Genomic DNA, 17401 nt, shown 5'->3' on the forward strand with positions numbered 1-17401 from the left:
CCACCGCCACCAGCTCAAATCGAGGAAGTGGAGGAAGAAGTAGAAGAAGTGGAACAGGAAGATCAAGAAATAGAAGAGGATACAGAAATTAATGATACTCCTACCGACTATGATGGTCCTTATGGAGATGGTCCAGCTCCAGAACCGGAGCCAGAACCAGAGCCGGAACCAGAGCCAGAGCCAGAAATCTTTACAATTGTAGAGCAAATGCCTCGCTTCCCTGGTTGTGAAGATCAAGCAGGTGACAATAATGCAAAAAAAGCTTGTGCGGATCAGAAATTATTGAAGTTCATCTACGAAAACATCAGCTATCCTACTATGGCTCGTGAAAACGGAATTGAAGGAATGTCTGTTGTAAGTTTTACCGTTATGGAAGATGGTTCTATCAAAGATGCTAAGATTTTGCGTGATCCAGGAGGAGGATGTGGAAAAGAAGCATTAAGAATCATTAACATGATGAATAGAATGCCTCAAAAATGGACTCCTGGAAAACAACGTGGTAAAGCTGTACGTGTAAAATACAACTTGCCTGTTCGATTCAAATTAAACTAAACTATTTTTATAATAGTAACGATATAAAAAGTGCTTCTCAATTAATGGGAAGCACTTTTTTTTTTACCTTCTTGCCAACAAGAAAACAATTTATAAAGACAAATTTTAGGGGATTAAAAAAACAGCAAACGACTTTAGGTAAACAAATTCTTTTATCTAAACTGTTTTAATTATGATGAATCAGCAAATTCTTATTTTTTTTATAGGCTTGTCTTTCGTCCTTCTTTCCCTCTCCTCTTGTCAAACCGAAGCCATTACCTATGATTGTACGGCTGTTGCTCCTACCTATACCAATCATATAAAATCTATTATGGATGCTAACTGTGCTTATAGTGGTTGTCATGATGCTACAACAAAAGCCGATGGGATTAACCTTAGTAACTATGGTGCTGTTGTTTCAGAATCTTCTAGAGCAAGATTTATGGGAAGTATGCAGCACGAAGGCAGTTATAGTAGAATGCCAGAAGGAAAAGCTCAATTAAGCACTTCTGACTTGCAAAAAATCTACTGTTGGATTCAAAATGGCACTCCAGAATAAACTTTTCATATTTCTAGAATTAACAATGCTATCTTGTTAGCAGTTAGCTTAGTTACTCCCTGCGGTCATCAGCCAGCAAGCTGGGTTTGCTGCTACTTCGTGGTCGTTGATTCGTCTATTCGTAATATCAAAAAAGTGGTCTCTGTCAAAAGAAAACTGCTCTTTCATTGAATCAAAAGACCCTATCTAAAAGAATAGAGCCAATTATAATACCAATCCATGCTTAGAATATGGATTGGTATTAGACCATAAACTCACCTTTTTTTCGTATTTTTGAAAAAACGAATAGAATACATGAAAATAGGACTTTTTTTTGGCTCTTTTAATCCCATTCATACAGGACATTTAATCATTGCTAATCACATTGTAGAAAATACTCCTTTGGAAGAACTTTGGCTGGTAGTTACCCCACACAATCCACATAAAAAACGGGCTACTTTGGCGAATGATTATGATCGATTGCATTTGGTCAACCTAAGTATTGAGGGACATTTGAAGTTACGATCTTGTAATATTGAATTTGAGTTACCCAAACCTTCTTTTACCATTGATACTCTAACCTATCTCAAAGAAAAACACCCAGAGCATGATTTTGTATTGATTATGGGTGGAGATAATTTAGGGTCTTTCCATAAATGGAAAAATTACGAAGTCATTTTAGCTAACTACGAAATTTATGTCTATAGTCGTCCTAATTATGATTTAGGTGCCCTACAAGAACATCCTAGTATTCATATGGTGGAAGCCCCTTTGATGGAAATCTCTTCCTCTGTTATTAGAAAATTAATTAAAGAGCGTAAGTCTATTCGATATTGGGTTCCTGATAAAGTTTTGGAAGAAATAGAACAATCGGGAATGTACTTGTAACATTTTTATATCGTGATGGCTCTTGTTAACTTTTCAACTTCTAGAAATTACTCCATGCACTATTTTTTTATCTTTTGGCTATACTATTGTTGCTGCTCTTGCCAATCGGCAGAATCGACATCAACGGTTGTGGAGGTTCCTAGTCCATCTATCACAGATAGCTTAACAGCATGGGAACAAAATTTATTAGCAATTCCTGAAATCATACAAGATACCATTGCTCAAGAGCTTTATATTAAGTCATTGCCCAAGCTTCCTGACACAAAGAATTTTTTTGGAAATTTGCAACTGAATGCCTTACAACATGGCAGTAGAAAGTCATTGAGAAAGGTCTATCAAAATATTGCAACCCCTTATCAAAATAATGCTTACGAACGCACCAAACATTTAGACTTATCCTATCAAAACATCTACTACATCCCCAATAAAGTTGCCAACTATCCCAACCTAAGGTATCTATCATTGAGCAACAATAGGGTTCAAGCCCTCAACCCTAATTTGGCTTCTTGCAAACAACTTAGAAAGCTTGACCTTTCGTCCAATGGCATGTTACAACTCCCTATGGGTTTATCATTGCTTACACAGATTGACGAATTGGTATTGGCTGATAATCGCTTAAATTCGCTACCCAATTACTTTTCAAATTTAACCAATTTAAAAACAGTTGACATCAGCAATCTACACACAGGAATGTCTGAGTTTTACAATAACTTTACTAAATTTCCTATGGTATTAACTCGAATGTCAAACGTTGAAAAATTGTTTTTGGAGAAACTCCCCATACGAAGCTTGCCTAAAAGCATTCAAAATATGACAAAGCTTCAAGTTTTGAGTTTGAATGGGAATCGTGTCATCAACCTAAATCAAGCATTTAATGCTTTGGCGAATGTTCCCGATCTTATTGCCTTAGACCTTTCATTTATTGGTCGTAAAACGCTCCCACAAAGCATTCAAAAATTAAAAAATCTAAAAATATTGGTGTGGCACGAAGAAAAACAAAGGAACCGTGCTTTTGTAGAAGAAACATTGCAAAAATGGCTGCCCAATACCAAAATATATTATGGAAAAAAAGGAATGGCAACGCTCTTTCTTAGAGGCAATACCGTAACTACTATTCGTACTATTGGAAATGAATGAATAGTATCCGATGCTTCTACCGAAGCGGGTATTTTTTAACATGACCATCTGGGTGTATCAAAACTACTTCTTTATTTTTATATTTGTATTTATAAGAACTATACTCAGCTGGAACAATGACACGTCCTCCTGCAGCTACAACTCCCCAAAGTCCTTTTACTTTGACCATATAAGTTCTATTCGGAAGCGCATACATATCTTCATACTTAGGAGGCAAAATAACTCCTTTGGTAATCGAGACAATCCCCCATTTACCATTTTTTAAGACAAAGAAAAATTTCTTTTTAGGTCGATAATCAAATTGATCATAAATAACAGGAATCATTTCCTTTCCCTGCCCATTTAACACTCCCCATTTAGTCCCCTTTTGCACCATAAACTGATTGGCATTCATAACATGAATTTTAGAATAAGCAATGGGAATAATTTGTTCACCTTCTACCGTTAACATCCCCCATTTAGTGCCTTTTTTGACCATCACACGATTAATATCTTCATAGTATTGCACATCGTTATACGCCAAATCAAAAAGCGTTTGATCATTATAATAATAATCGATTTTATCGCCTAATCGAACTTTTAGTTTAAAGTTATTTTCATCAATCCAAATATCGCTATATTCAATTGGTACCGCAGTATGTACTTGGTCACTAGTATCTATCCTCAACAAGCCTACTTTTTTATCCTTCCCTACCAAGACACTATTCAAGTATTTCAAGAAAAATGGAGACATAAAATCATATTCAAAAGGCAGAATTTCTTTTGCATTAATATCTAACAAACCAAACTTACCCTGTTCTCTAACCACAAAGTAACGAGAGAAATAATCAATATCATCGTATTTTTTTTCTGTCTGACAAGGGTTATCCTTAATCCAGTTATAAACCGACCATTTCTTGCCAATTTTCACACGAGTGTGGCTAATATATTGGTGATCCCCTATTTGATCAAAACAAGTAGGAATTAACTCCTCTCCTTTGGCATTTTTTAGCCCCCACTTAGCTCCTTTTTTGACCTTATAACGGTAACCATCAAACAAAATATCATCGTAGATCGCTTCTAAAACAGGGGTTCCATCAGTATTTAGGACACCATATTTATCGCCGATTTCAATACTGATATAAGGATGTTGACGTTTAGATATATAGTTTAAAGCATCGTATTGTACAGGCACCCAAACGCTACGATCGTCCCCCAACATTCCCCATTTGCCATTTTCTTTGATTCTATAAAAACCTTTTTTTTCTTGATGCAAGTAACGATAAGTTATAGTATCATACTTAGCCTTGGTTAACTTTTCTTTGGTTTTATCATCATAAAATCCCCAATTAAATCGCTCTCCATCCCAAACTTTATAAATACCATCTACATACAAAAACTCCTGCCCTTTTTCCAAACCTTCTGTTGGGTCTTTAATTTGAAAGGCATATTTTTTTTGATAATTACTAGAATCCTGCTGTGCGACAGCTATTTGTAACGTAAAAAATAAGGTAAAAAAAATACTGATTTTATAATGCATATCGATTTAAAATTATAGTCCTTGATTTTATAAATGTACCAATCCTTGGTAAAATAAAAAACGTCTTAATATTAAAACTAGTATGTGTTTTGTTTTTTTATGGCGCTTATTAGACATTAAGTAATCGTTCATAAAAATTTATAGGCAAAATAGAATTCTTTTTGCACTGTTCTTCATCAAAAAATCTCGTTTTAGCCCGCTAAAACTTCAATTCTTTTCTTTGAACAGCACTAAAAACAATTACATTTTTAACTATACTTTTTTCTGTCCACTTACTTATCACGAATTAATTTGTATAGCTAAAAAATAGCATTTTCCAATTTCTCATAAAACCAATTCGTGATAATGTCTTTTTGGGGAGCATTGAGCAGATTTGTAGTAAGTAAGAACAAGTTCTAAAACTAGATTTAAAGCCTCCTTACTTATTCTGAAAAAAAACGTCTTGCTCCTCTATCCAAATACTTAAAACCCCTGTTGTCTTACAGCCTTGATCTAGATTGATAACATTACCCATTTTTTGTGGAATCGACCAATTATACTTAATCGTTGGCGTATGCCCGATGTAAATTTTCTCAAATTGATCTATTTTTGTTACTTTTTTATCAACCCAAGCCCCCTCCTGTTCCAAATTCCATAATTGTACCACTTTTCGAAACAAGGTTCTATCCCATAGCAACGACTCTGGATAAAATTGCAACGATGCTTCAAAGCCCATTTGATAATCAAAACCAGCATGTACAAATAATTTTTGGTTTTCGATGTGATATAATTTTAACTTATCAAAAAATGCCGTTTTATGCCTCAAAATTTCCGCATCACTTCGTTGCGCATAAGATAGATAGGTAGACAAACCACCACTCAGCATCCAGTCTCTGTATTTGGTAGTTATAAATCGATCTACTCTAAATTGTTCAAAATTTTGATTCAGTACCTCCAAAAACCATTCTTCATGATTCCCTTTCAAGTAAATATTTTCAAAGGGCGATGCTGCTTGCAACGCAATCAACTTATCTACCACCTCATAAGAATACTTCCAACCATCAATATAATCTCCCAAACAAATAATTCGATCTTCGCTAGGAGAATAATGGGCTGCCTTCAAAGCACTTTCTAGTGCATCAATACTGCCGTGAATATCTCCGATAACTAATGTTCTTTTATATTCCATTTTGATGTGTTTAGATATCAGTTTTTAAATCAATGGCATAAAAAAGTATAGATAAATTCAACGATGCTTGCTACTACATGAAGTTGCTTGCCTTAATGAGCTATTATCTTAATGAGCTATTATTAAAAGAAAAAGGAAACTGCAAACAGTTCCCTTCCTTTTCTTAACAACTATTCTGTTTATAGTTTTTTTCCCTTCATCGCATTGGCGATATTAGCATCCAAAGCTCGATGTGCCAATGGCGTTGTATATTCGTTTAGTTCTTCCATTCGTTGATGAATCAAATCTTTGTCTTCACCCTTAGAAGCTGTTTCAAGAGCTGTTACCAACTCCATTGTCTTCTCTACCTCTTCTTTGGTCAATATGGTGACATTTTGTTGGATAAATTTACGAGAAGCCAATACGACATTTTGAGCTTCGGTACGAGCCTCAATCAACGCCCGTACAGCCATATCTCCTTTAGCATTCTGAATTGACTCTAATAGCATACGCCCCATTTCTTCTTCAGAAATCCCATAAGGAGAACGCATTTCTACTGTTTGCTCTACCCCTGAGCGTAATTCTTTTGCCCGAACTTTTAAAATACCATCCGCATTCAACAGAAAATGAATTTCAATTTTGGGAATTCCTGCCGCCATTGGAGGTATGCCACGCAAAACAAACTCTCCTAACTTTCTATTATCAGCAACCAAATCACGTTCACCTTGATATACAGCTACTTTTAGGTTGGTTTGCCCATCTACCGAAGTAGTATATTGACGACCAGCTTTGATTGGAACTTTTGTATTTCTCGCTATAATGGTATCCATTAGCCCTCCTACTGTTTCAATTCCCAACGACAAAGGCGTTACATCTAATAACAATATATCCTGATTATTTCCTGCCAAAATATCCGCTTGCACTGCGGCGCCCAAAGCAACAACTTCATCTGGATTAAGCGTATTGTTAAGCTTTTTATCAAAAAACTGTCCTACCCGTTGCTGTATTAAATCCATTCGAGTCGAGCCACCTACCATAATAACTTCATCAATATCTCTAATACTTAACTCTGCATCTTTGAGTGCATTTTCGCAAGCTGCCAAAGTTCGTTGTACCAAAGGTTGCACCATTTCTTCAAATTGATCTTTGGTCATTTGGCAAGTAATTCCAGCGATAGTTGTTTCAAAAGTAGCTTTCTTTGCAAAAGATTTTTTGGCTGCTTCTGCTGCTAATCGAAGTTCTTGTGTCAGTGCGGCATTATTATCTGTATCAAATTTGTAGGTATCCATCCAATATTGCTGAATCGCACGATCAAAGTCATCCCCTCCCAAGAAAGTATCTCCATTTGTAGACAACACCTCAAAGATACCATGTTCTATCTTAAGAATAGAAATATCAAATGTTCCGCCTCCCAAATCATAAACAGCAACCGTTTTAATATCATCTGCATCCAACCCAATTCCATATGCCAAACTTGCCGCAGTGGGTTCATTGACAATACGCAAGACATCCAGTCCTGCTAATTTCCCTGCATCCCGTGTTGCTTGACGTTGGGCATCGTTAAAATAAGCAGGAACTGTAATAACGGCACGAGTCACCTCAGCACCAAGCGTTTTCTCAATACGTCGTTTGAGTTGTGCCAAAATTTTTGCCGACAATTCAATTGGCGTATAAAATTTATCCTTAATCCTAATTTTAACCAAGCTATCTTCTACCTCATTATCAATAATTTGATAAGAAAAAAAGCGCTTATAGTCTTCCACATCTTGATACGATTTTCCCATCAATCGCTTAATCGAAAAAATAGTATTCTCTGGATCTGTCACTAATTTTTCAATCGCATCATGCCCTACCACTACAGAATTTTCATTTTCAAAATGTATAATAGATGGGACTAAGGCATTTTTACCAATATGATCCGTAACAACAGTCGGCGTTCCATCTAACATATAAGCAACTAAACTATTTGTTGTTCCTAGGTCTATACCAATAATAACGTTTTCTTTTGGTACTTCTACTTCTTTTAATGTTCCCTTCGTTAAGTCTATTGGAATTTTTGCCATAACGTTTTATTTGTTCTCATTTTGTTGGTTCTTGTACAAATCATGTTTTTACTATTATTATAGTACGTAAAAAATCAACGAACTACTTATATATAAATACACATTATTTATCAAAGAACAGTTTTGTTTAAACTAAAAAGTTTGCCTGCTGTATTTCAGACAACATATTATCACACAAGTTTGTTGATATCTTATATGAATTAGCCACAAAAGTACTAAGAACCAACTATAATTTAAACCTATTGGTCTAAAAACATTTGTTCTTCTTTAACAAAATGAAATTCTCCTTCTAGTTTTTATGCTTCATTTTCTTCTTTTAGTTTTTTATTTTTAATATAAGGCAGTGTCCTCTCCAATAGAAAAAGAAAAATGGTTTGTTTTTTCAGTTTTTTTTTCTTAAATTTACTCGAATTCTTAAAGTCCACCTATTGGAGTATTGGGCTTTGTAGGTAATTGTTTCTATCAATCATTTTTAACCCATTTTACTGTGGCATTTAATATTCTAACCAAATTCAAACCGGATCAAATAAAAAGTAGAAATCTTGATACTGGCTTTTTGAGTAAGTATTATAAAGGTATACAAAACATACTGATTCAAAAGACGCATGTTGAGCAAACAACAGAGTATTTCTTTTGTGAGAATTATACTGCTGATGAGCATCTACTAGTTTTTGGTACACCCACAGCAACGCAAAAAATGCTATTTAAGGCAGCAGGAAAAGGGCAAGAAGGATTTGATAAGACAAAAGTCTCGATGGGAACTTGTTTTATTTTGAACGAAAAAGGCAGCAAAGTACTTTGTCTTTATCCCAATTTATCGCTAGCTAAAGGCAAAAAAGCTAGTGTCATGAGGACACTAAAAAAAATGCAACGTACTTCATTAAAATTAATTGATGAAATTCGTTGGTTAGATGCTCCTCTTATGGTCGATTCTGAAGATCCTTCGAAAATAGAACAGGTTGTTGACCCCAATACTTCGAATACTGAAAACAATCAAACGGTACTGGTTAGTACAGAGGAAATTGTAGATAAAGCCAAAAACTTAAAACGGGGAATTGAAAAATTGGTAAAGGATGTCATGCCTCGTTATAAAAAGAGAGAAACCACCAATAACGATGCTGCTTTTGTAAAAGCGCTTCGAAAAGCAGGGCATCTTTTTTTAGCGCAATTAACTCAAACCGATGAAAAAACTAGAAATAGTTTTACTTCTCAGAAAAAAGTTTTGGAATCTGGATTACCTCAATGGAAAGAGTTAGAATCAAGAATTCATTCACAAAAAAGCAAAGCAGAAAGTAGGGCAACATTAAAAAAATCACTACTAGGAGTAGTTGAAAAAATGAATGAACGCCGATCTGAAATAAAAACAATTTTGAAACGAGTAAACCTTAAAACACTTGGATAAAATATAGCATTTTGCTTCATGGATTACTCTTATCTGTAATTTTAACATTCACACTTAAAAAAACATAAAAACCAATGGCAAAGGAATTATTTGACTTTAAGGCATTTCAAGCATTAAAATATGCAGAATACAAAAAACAACACGCTAAAACAGCTGTTGTAAAAAAAGCAAAAGCAGGTCTAGTATTTACAAAGTATAACCTTGGTAGCAAAAAGAAAATTGCTGTTTTTATTCCTTTTCTAAAATGGGACGAAGCAGACAAAGCCTATAAAGCATTAAAAAAAGACAAGAGTATCCACTTAGTTAAATGGACTTCTTTGGTAAAAGCAACTCAAGGCAAAGGTGAAATCACTTTAGAAATCAAAAAAGGAGGTCTAACAGCAGATGTCATTGTAGAAGAATTGAACGAGCTATTTGACAAAACAATTAAATTAAAACTAAATGTAACGGGTACATCAGAAGATGCTTCTGAAATTGATACCAATACAGAGCTTGAACCTGAAACTAAGACTGAACCCAATAATAACACGGACGATACGCTTGAAGAAGAAACGGAACTAAGTACATTAGGTGACTTGAAAAGCGCATTCCAAGAGGCTAAAAAGATTTACGATCAAGTTGCAAAAGTAGACAGTTCTAAAAAGCCTAAGGTAATACTTTCTGCTTGGAATAAAATTGAAGAATTGATGCCTCAATTGGAGACTTTCATTTCTAGCTCTGATAAAGACAAACAAGTAGAAGCGGCTAAAAAAATTAATGAAGCGGCTAAAACTATTCAGAATAAACTTCAACCTCATATTGACAAAATTAGAGCAAAACAAGGAGAAAAATCTAATAGCAATTTAGATACCTTAACTAGCGGTATTAGCAACAAAGCAGCTCAGTTATTATCTAAATACAAAGACCAAATTGAATCTATCGAAGGTTTGGCAGAAAAATTACAAAACATCAGTCAAATTGCCTAAATTGCTCCGTAAGCAGCGACTAGGAAAAGCGCTGTTTTAAGACTCGAATTATACAATACATTTAATATAAATCAAAGGTTGTGTTCAATGAATGCAACCTTTTTTGTTGAAGTAGATGAGCATAAAAACTAAGTTTATTTATAGTATTAATCGAAAAGCAAAGAGGAAACAGTTCGATGTTACGATACAGTAGCCCCCAAGATGTTTTTTGATAAAAAATCGTACAAAAAGAAATGCAGTTTACTTGTATATTTTCTAAACGATTAGTTATTTTAATTAAATTTGGATTTAACTTTTTGTCTCTCAAACTACTCAAATTGGACTAAGTATGATAATCAAAACTAATTACGTTGATATAAACAATCGAACCATCTTTGCTGCTAAAATTGAGCTAAAGGACAAAAAAATAGCTCAAATTACTCCCATTAATGAATCAGTGGAAGGCTATGCTATTCCTGGATTTGTCGATGCACATGTGCACATAGAAAGTTCTATGCTCATTCCTTCTGAGTTTGCCCGTTTAGCAGTCATTCACGGTTCCGTCGGAACGGTCTCTGATCCTCATGAAATTGCTAATGTAATGGGGCTTGAAGGGGTTTATTATATGATTGAAAATGGGAAAAAAGTGCCCTTTAAGTTTAATTTTGGGGCTCCTTCTTGTGTTCCTGCTACTAGTTTTGAAACAGCAGGGGCAGAAATTGATGTGGAAGGAATCAAAACATTGATGGCGGACAACGACATCAAATATATGGCAGAAATGATGAATTACCCTGGGGTAATTTTTGAGGATCCCATGGTTATGGCTAAACTAGCAGCTGCCAAGGCTGCTAACAAACCTATTGATGGGCATGCTCCAGGTGTTCGAGGGGAACAAATTCAAAAATACATTCAGGCAGGTATTAGTACCGATCACGAATGTTTTGAATTGGAAGAAGCCTTGGAAAAACTCAGCTTGGGTATGAAAGTTATCATTCGAGAAGGTTCTGCTGCTAAAAATTTTGACACCTTAATTTCTATACTTCCCGAGCATACAGCTAACGTTATGTTTTGTTCGGATGATAAACATCCTGATGACCTTATGTTGGGTCATATCAACCAACTAGCAGCAAGAGCAGTGGCACAGGGTATTCCCTTATTTGATGTCCTTCAAGTTGCCTGCATCAACCCAGTACAACATTACAATTTAGATATTGGATTATTACAAGTGGGCGATTGGGCAGACTTTGCCATTGTAAAAGATCTACAGAATTTTGAAGTTGAAGCTACCTATATCAATGGGCAACTTGTTGCTCAAGACGGTAAATCACTTATTCATAGAGTGGATGAAGTAGCTATTAATAACTTCAATACCTACCCTAAAGAGGCTAAAGAGTTTGTCTGTGTTCCTCAAACAGAAACCCTTCATGTGATCAAAGCAATTGATGGCGCCTTGATTACTGAAAGTTTTGAAGCCCCTGCCAAAATTGAGCAGGGCAATACCATATCTAACACCGAAACAGATGTTCTCAAAATGGTCGTTGTGAATCGTTATTCCAATACACCTCCCGCTGTTGCCTTTATCAATGGATTTAATTTAAAAGAAGGGGCATTGGCATCTTGTGTAGGACACGATTCTCACAATATTATTGCGGTCGGAACAGATGATGATGCCATTTGTAAAGCAGTTAATTTAATTATAAAAAACAAAGGGGGTATTTCGGCAATTGGTTCTCAACAAGAACACGTTTTGCCACTTCCTGTCGCTGGTATTATGTCAACCGATGAAGGTGAGCTTGTCGCCAATTTATATTCTACAATTGACCGATTTTCAAAGGAGCAATTGGGCTGTAGTCTAAGAGCCCCTTTTATGACACTATCTTTTATGGCTTTGTTGGTTATTCCTAGATTAAAATTAAGTGACAAAGGGCTATTTGATGGAGGTGATTTCAAATTTACGCCTTTATTTGTATAAAGCTATCTATAATGGGTACAATAGTTCGTTCCAAAATGAATGGGCTATTGTATTCCTATTCCTTTACTAAGGCTGAATAGTGCATTCCCTACTAGAAGTAACAGGCATTTGCTCCTCGCTTTCAGCTTCTTTTTCATTCCATCCCAAGCGAGCAATCAAAAAAGCCCCAACAACAGATGGCAACACAACATTGATCATCCAAAGACTAAACGTAGCAGACAAGATCGCCATTGATGCATCTTCTTTTACAGTCAAATATCCCAAGATTAACACGGCAATATTACCTCTTGCCAATAGACCTGTTGAGGGTGGTAACGGTATTCCTGTTTGCAATAAATAGACGATTATGACCCCCAAAAAAGCGCTTAAAATGTTCGCATCAAATCCAAAAAAGAAAAGCAGGCAAACATACTGAGAAGAATAAATCCAGTAACGTGTTATTGAATAGCCTAAGGCTTCTATTAATTCTTTGTTATTGTAATAATCAAAAGAAGAACGTTGCATCTTCATCGCCCAGTTTCTTGTCCATTTAAACTTCATGCTATACGGCACAATTTTTCGTAGATTAAAATAGATTCCCAACAAACAACTCGATGCGACTCCACCCACTAAGATCAAGCTACTTAACAATGCTTCATGGATAGGAATAAGTCCCCCATAAAATGCGCCCATCAATCCCCACCATCCTCCAACAACCAAAACAATCCATTGGCTAGAAATACCAACCATTGTTGCCCAAATAGCCAATAAGCGGTTTTGGGGAGATACCATCATTACACGTCCTCCATACTCTCCTACTCTATTGGGTGTAAACAAAGAACAACTCAATCCGATTAGCACTACTTTTAGGGCTTGGAAAAATGAAATAGATTCAATTTTACGCATCAAAGCTAGCCATTTTTGAGTTTCAAAAAACCAATTCAAAGGCATTAATACAAGTACAAGCATCAATAAAGGAACTTTTTTCCAAGACAAATGCTGCCAAAATTCTACTCCTAATTTTTGCAAGGTCAAATCTTCTCTGCCAAAAATTTGATGATATAGAATAGCTCCCAAAACAATAACCAATGTCAGTTTTAGAATACGTACAAAAAATTTATGTTGTGCTAACGACTTAAAAAGAAAGCCTTTACCTTTAATAGATAGCGATGATGTTGTATTTGTATGCATGTTGCAAATTTACAAGAATTTACTAATCTTCTGTAAGATCGTAAGCTTCTAATTTTGTGTCTCAAAAAAAGAAACAATTTGTTTTTCGCTTTGTTTTTTAAACTTGTTTGTATCTTTGTCTTTTACCAATTAGCAAATAACGAACTAAACGTATGAGCATAAAACCAAAAATCATATTGGGCATAGACCCTGGTAGCAATGTCTTGGGCTATGCCTTTATACAAGTTATTAACAAAAAAAAGCCGCGCATTATTACAATGGGCACCCTCAGTATGGCTAAATATGACAATCATGGTCAAAAGTTAGCACATATTTTTACAGAACTTCAAAAACTTATCCAACTTTACCAACCTACAGATGCAGGCATCGAAGCTCCTTTTTATGGTAAAAACGTGCAATCTATGCTAAAACTAGGTAGAGCTCAAGGAGTTGCTATGGTAGCCATTGCTCAGAAAGGCATTCCCGTTGAAGAATATTCTCCTCGTAGCATAAAAAAAGCTGTTACAGGTAATGGAAATGCCTCCAAAGAACAGATTGCTAGAATGTTGCCACACGTCGTAGATGGAGATATTAAAACAGACCTCTTGGATGCTACGGATGCCCTAGGGGTTGCTTTTTGTCATCACATCCAAACTCAAGGAATGGCTTTAGGGCAAAAAAAATACAACGACTGGGGTAGTTTTTTAAAAGATAACCCTAATAAAAGAGCAAAATTTTAGTCGTTTTGCCTATTGAATGGCATACCCTCTTCTACTTTTATAACTGCCTATTCATACTGCTTTGAAGAATAAAAAGCTTATTATTAACAAGCAAAAATCTCAAAAACAGAAAGATTTTTTTGACACATTATTCACAAAAAAGATAGAATCTATCTAAGCACTTTTTTGTCCTTGCTAAAAATAAAGCGTATTTTTGTAGGCTTACTCTTAAGAAGTATTTACGAATCATTTCATGTTTAAGTAATCGTTCAGAAAAAATTATATAAACCACGCTAGCAACGTAGCTAACTAAAAGCAAAACGCTCACGAAGTAAACAACCTTTTTTGTAAAGACATCAACTTAGTTTTTCAATTTCTTATAAACTAAAAAAGGCAACTTGCCTTAAATTAATAACTAAGTTGACGGACTCCTTTGGGCAGACTACGATTAAAAAAACATTAGAATTAAAAAAATGATTTTGTAGCATTTACAACATCAACTCTAACATCAACTAACCAGTATAGATTACAAGGATATAATGGACGAGAATAAAAATTTCACAAAAAAATTTACTAAAAAGAAAGATGCTTTCTCTGAGCACGGGAAGGTGCAACCTCAAGCTATTAACTTAGAAGAGGCGGTACTTGGTGCATTAATGCTTGATAAAGATGCCGTTGCTTTGATTATTGATATTTTACGTCCTGCTTCTTTTTATAGGGAAGCTCATCAGCATATTTATAAAGCTATCTGTGTACTCTTTGAAAAAAGCCATCCTATTGACTTGTTAACAGTGACAGAGGAGTTGAAGAAAATGGGGAAACTGGAAATGGTCGGAGGACCTTATCAATTAGTAGAATTGACCAATCGTGTCGCTTCGTCTGCTAACATTGAATTCCATGCCCGAATCATAGCTCAAAAATTTATTCAGAGAGAACTAATCAGAAGTTCTACCGAAACCATCCGAGCTGCTTATGAAGATACGGTAGATGTTTTTGACTTGCTCGATAGCGCAGAGCAAAATTTATTCAACATCACAGAACAGAACCTAAGCCGTGGCTCGTTGGGTATGAGTACATTGGTCAATATGGCTGTTAAACAGCTGGAGGAAATGAGTGGAAAAGAAGAGGGCTTAACAGGGGTTCCTACAGGTTTTGTCAATTTGGATAAATTGACATCGGGTTGGCAGCCTTCTGATTTAATTATTATTGCAGCTCGACCAGGTATGGGAAAGTGTTTGGGCAAAGGCACGAAAGTGCTCAAATATGATGGACAACTTGAAAAAGTCGAAAATATCCAAGTTGGAGATTTATTGATGGGAGATGATTCCACGCCTCGAACAGTTGCGTCTATTGCTCGTGGCAAAGAAAAAATGTACTGGATTTATCAAAATGAAGGCATTCCTTACAGAGTCAATGAAAGTCATGTCTTGTCACTAAAATCTAGTGCTACTTATGATTCTTATGCCAAAGGAGAGGTCTTAAATATTTCTGTTAAAGACTGGCTTGGCAAATCGGATTCTTTTAAATCTAATTTCAAAGGATATAAAGTTCCTGTTGATTTTCAAGCACAAACAACCTCATTGCCTTCTTATTTCATTGGTTTGTGGTTAGGTCTTGGTACAGGTACAGCTAATCATGCATCATATAAAACACAAAACCAAAAAGCGGTTCGTTATATTCGTCAATTTGCGACACAACAAAACTTGTCAATTGAAACCAGACAGTTAAGAGAAAATATTTCTCAGTCTACTGTTGAGCACTCTCAAATATCTAGTGGTTATAGTTTGATGAATGATTTACAGCAATTGAACTTAATTAAAAACAAACATATTCCGACAGAATATCTTATCAACTCCTCAAACAAGCGTTTGGATTTATTGGCAGGGTTCATTGATAGTAGTGGGCGTTATATCGCTGCATCCGATTGCTATGAAATTGCCATAACAGAGCTATCTATCGCTGAACAACTTAAGTTTTTATGTGATTCTCTAGGATTTAGAACCTCATTGGTAAGCACCGAAAAATCCCAAACCTCATCATCTAGCCTTGCTACTTATACCCTTTCTATTCGTGGTAACATTGCCAATATTCCTGTAAGGATCAACAACCAAGCCGAAGTTCGTGCTTATCAAAAAGATTGGCGCTTAACGGATATTCGAGTTGAAGAAGACATAGTAGACGATTATTATGGTTTTACTCTAGATAAAAACCACCTGTTTTTATTAGAGGATATGACTGTGACACACAATACTTCTTTTACAATGGCTGTCGCTAGAAATGCTGCTATTGAGTTCAACAAAGGAGTTGCCTTTTTCTCTTTAGAGATGTCTTCATTGCAGTTGGTCAATCGTTTAATTTCTATGGAAACAGAAATTGCTTCTGAAAAATTACGTAAAGGACAATTGGAAGACTACGAATGGCAACAACTACATGCTCAAGTCGATAAACTAAGTAATGTTCCATTGTATATTGATGATACACCTGGTATTAGTATCTTTGAACTACGCGCTAAGTGCCGCCGTTTAAAAATGCAACACGACATTCAGATGGTTATTATTGACTACCTACAATTGATGACTGGTGGTGGCGATAATAAAGGCAATCGAGAACAAGAGATTTCGATGATTTCTCGTGGTTTAAAAGGATTGGCAAAAGAGTTAAATGTTCCTGTTATTGCACTTTCTCAATTGTCTCGTGCTGTAGAAACTCGTGGAGGGTCTAAACGTCCTCAATTATCGGATTTGAGGGAGTCTGGAGCCATCGAGCAAGATGCAGATATTGTATCCTTTATTTATCGTCCAGAGTATTATCAAATTTTAGAAGATGAAGAAGGGAATTCGCTCAAAGGTATTGGAGAAATTATTGTCGCTAAACACCGTAACGGAGCGTTGGATTCTGTTCGCCTTAAGTGGGATGGGCAATATGCAAAATTCTCAAATTTAGATGATGATGCCTTTACTGGTTTGGATGATTCAAGTTTCTTTGATCAAGCTAACAACGAATTAAGCGGAGAAACTTTTTCGTCTAAGATGAATGAAGCTAATGAAAACAATAATGGGATTGATGATGTTCCATTCTAGCCTATACGCAAGCCTTGGTATTTTTCTCTAAGGAAAATTTATCGTTTTTCTTTTACTTATGAGAACAATAACAAAAAGTTAACATTTTTTTTTGAAAAAAACTTTTTTTTACAGTCAACATTAATTTAGATTCCTTGTTAATTATAATACAATCACTTATCCGTATCTATTCCTTCTAATGTAACCTTTAGAACCTTAGCAGATACACCGTAAGAATATAAAACAAGAGTCTTATGCAAAGACTCTTCATTCGGCAACAACAATAGTTGCACAGCTAGTTGACAGGGAATGAATTATAATTTGTATTATATA

The 17401-nt window shown here is 35.4% G+C and carries 13 protein-coding genes; 9 read left to right on the forward strand and 4 right to left on the reverse strand.

Annotated elements, in window-relative coordinates; all coding sequences use genetic code 11:
- The 4 genes from CG11_RS14550 to CG11_RS14565 all read left to right on the forward strand — a co-directional run.
- Positions 1-552 (forward strand): energy transducer TonB (locus CG11_RS14550; RefSeq protein ID WP_156039785.1); only part of this gene is annotated, 552 nt, incomplete at its 5' end.
- Positions 553-724: 172 nt separating this feature from the next.
- Complete coding sequence (locus tag CG11_RS14555) at positions 725-1090, forward strand: hypothetical protein (protein WP_156039786.1); 366 nt, start codon at positions 725-727, stop codon at positions 1088-1090.
- A gap of 294 nt (positions 1091-1384) precedes the next feature.
- Positions 1385-1957 (forward strand): nicotinate (nicotinamide) nucleotide adenylyltransferase, encoded by a 573-nt coding sequence (gene nadD, locus CG11_RS14560; protein ID WP_052597457.1) that lies wholly within the window; start codon positions 1385-1387, stop codon positions 1955-1957.
- A gap of 54 nt (positions 1958-2011) precedes the next feature.
- A complete protein-coding gene (locus tag CG11_RS14565) occupies positions 2012-3094 on the forward strand; it encodes a leucine-rich repeat domain-containing protein (RefSeq protein ID WP_052597459.1) in 1083 nt (360 codons plus the stop codon).
- A 16-nt stretch (positions 3095-3110) separates the two neighbouring features.
- Here the strand turns inward: CG11_RS14565 and CG11_RS14570 are convergent, their stop codons facing one another.
- The 3 genes from CG11_RS14570 to dnaK all read right to left on the reverse strand — a co-directional run bounded on the left by CG11_RS14570 (position 3111) and on the right by dnaK (position 7823).
- Positions 3111-4613 (reverse strand): WG repeat-containing protein, encoded by a 1503-nt coding sequence (locus tag CG11_RS14570; RefSeq protein ID WP_052597461.1) that lies wholly within the window; start codon positions 4611-4613, stop codon positions 3111-3113.
- Positions 4614-5031: 418 nt separating this feature from the next.
- The gene (locus CG11_RS14575) at positions 5032-5781 is read right to left on the reverse strand and encodes a metallophosphoesterase family protein (RefSeq protein WP_052597463.1); all 750 of its coding nucleotides are present in this window, start codon (positions 5779-5781) and stop codon (positions 5032-5034) included.
- A gap of 179 nt (positions 5782-5960) precedes the next feature.
- On the reverse strand, positions 5961-7823 hold the full coding sequence (dnaK, locus tag CG11_RS14580; RefSeq protein ID WP_052597465.1) for a molecular chaperone DnaK: 1863 nt from the start codon (positions 7821-7823) through the stop codon (positions 5961-5963).
- Between the two features lie 487 nt (positions 7824-8310).
- Here dnaK and CG11_RS14585 point away from each other — a divergent pair, with 487 nt between their 5' ends.
- From CG11_RS14585 to ade, 3 genes are all read left to right on the forward strand, one after another.
- On the forward strand, positions 8311-9225 hold the full coding sequence (locus CG11_RS14585; protein WP_052597467.1) for a hypothetical protein: 915 nt from the start codon (positions 8311-8313) through the stop codon (positions 9223-9225).
- A gap of 74 nt (positions 9226-9299) precedes the next feature.
- Positions 9300-10190, forward strand: coding sequence for a hypothetical protein (locus tag CG11_RS14590; protein ID WP_052597470.1), 891 nt, complete (start codon positions 9300-9302; stop codon positions 10188-10190).
- Between the two features lie 328 nt (positions 10191-10518).
- Positions 10519-12141: an adenine deaminase gene (gene ade / locus CG11_RS14595; protein WP_052597472.1), complete on the forward strand. Its 1623-nt coding sequence runs from the start codon at positions 10519-10521 to the stop codon at positions 12139-12141.
- A 66-nt stretch (positions 12142-12207) separates the two neighbouring features.
- Here the strand turns inward: ade and CG11_RS14600 are convergent, their stop codons facing one another.
- Positions 12208-13311, reverse strand: a complete 1104-nt coding sequence (locus CG11_RS14600) for a lysylphosphatidylglycerol synthase domain-containing protein (protein WP_052597473.1) — start codon at positions 13309-13311, stop codon at positions 12208-12210.
- A 152-nt stretch (positions 13312-13463) separates the two neighbouring features.
- Here CG11_RS14600 and ruvC point away from each other — a divergent pair, with 152 nt between their 5' ends.
- Positions 13464-14030 carry a crossover junction endodeoxyribonuclease RuvC gene (ruvC, locus tag CG11_RS14605; RefSeq protein ID WP_052597475.1) on the forward strand — a complete coding sequence of 189 codons (567 nt, stop codon included), beginning with the start codon at positions 13464-13466 and terminating at the stop codon, positions 14028-14030.
- A 518-nt stretch (positions 14031-14548) separates the two neighbouring features.
- Positions 14549-17089 (forward strand): replicative DNA helicase, encoded by a 2541-nt coding sequence (dnaB, locus tag CG11_RS14610; RefSeq protein WP_052597477.1) that lies wholly within the window; start codon positions 14549-14551, stop codon positions 17087-17089.
- The last annotated feature ends 312 nt before the right edge of the window (positions 17090-17401 follow it).

Origin of the sequence: Aureispira sp. CCB-QB1 (genome assembly GCF_000724545.1) — a bacterium.
Lineage (GTDB): Bacteria > Bacteroidota > Bacteroidia > Chitinophagales > Saprospiraceae > Aureispira.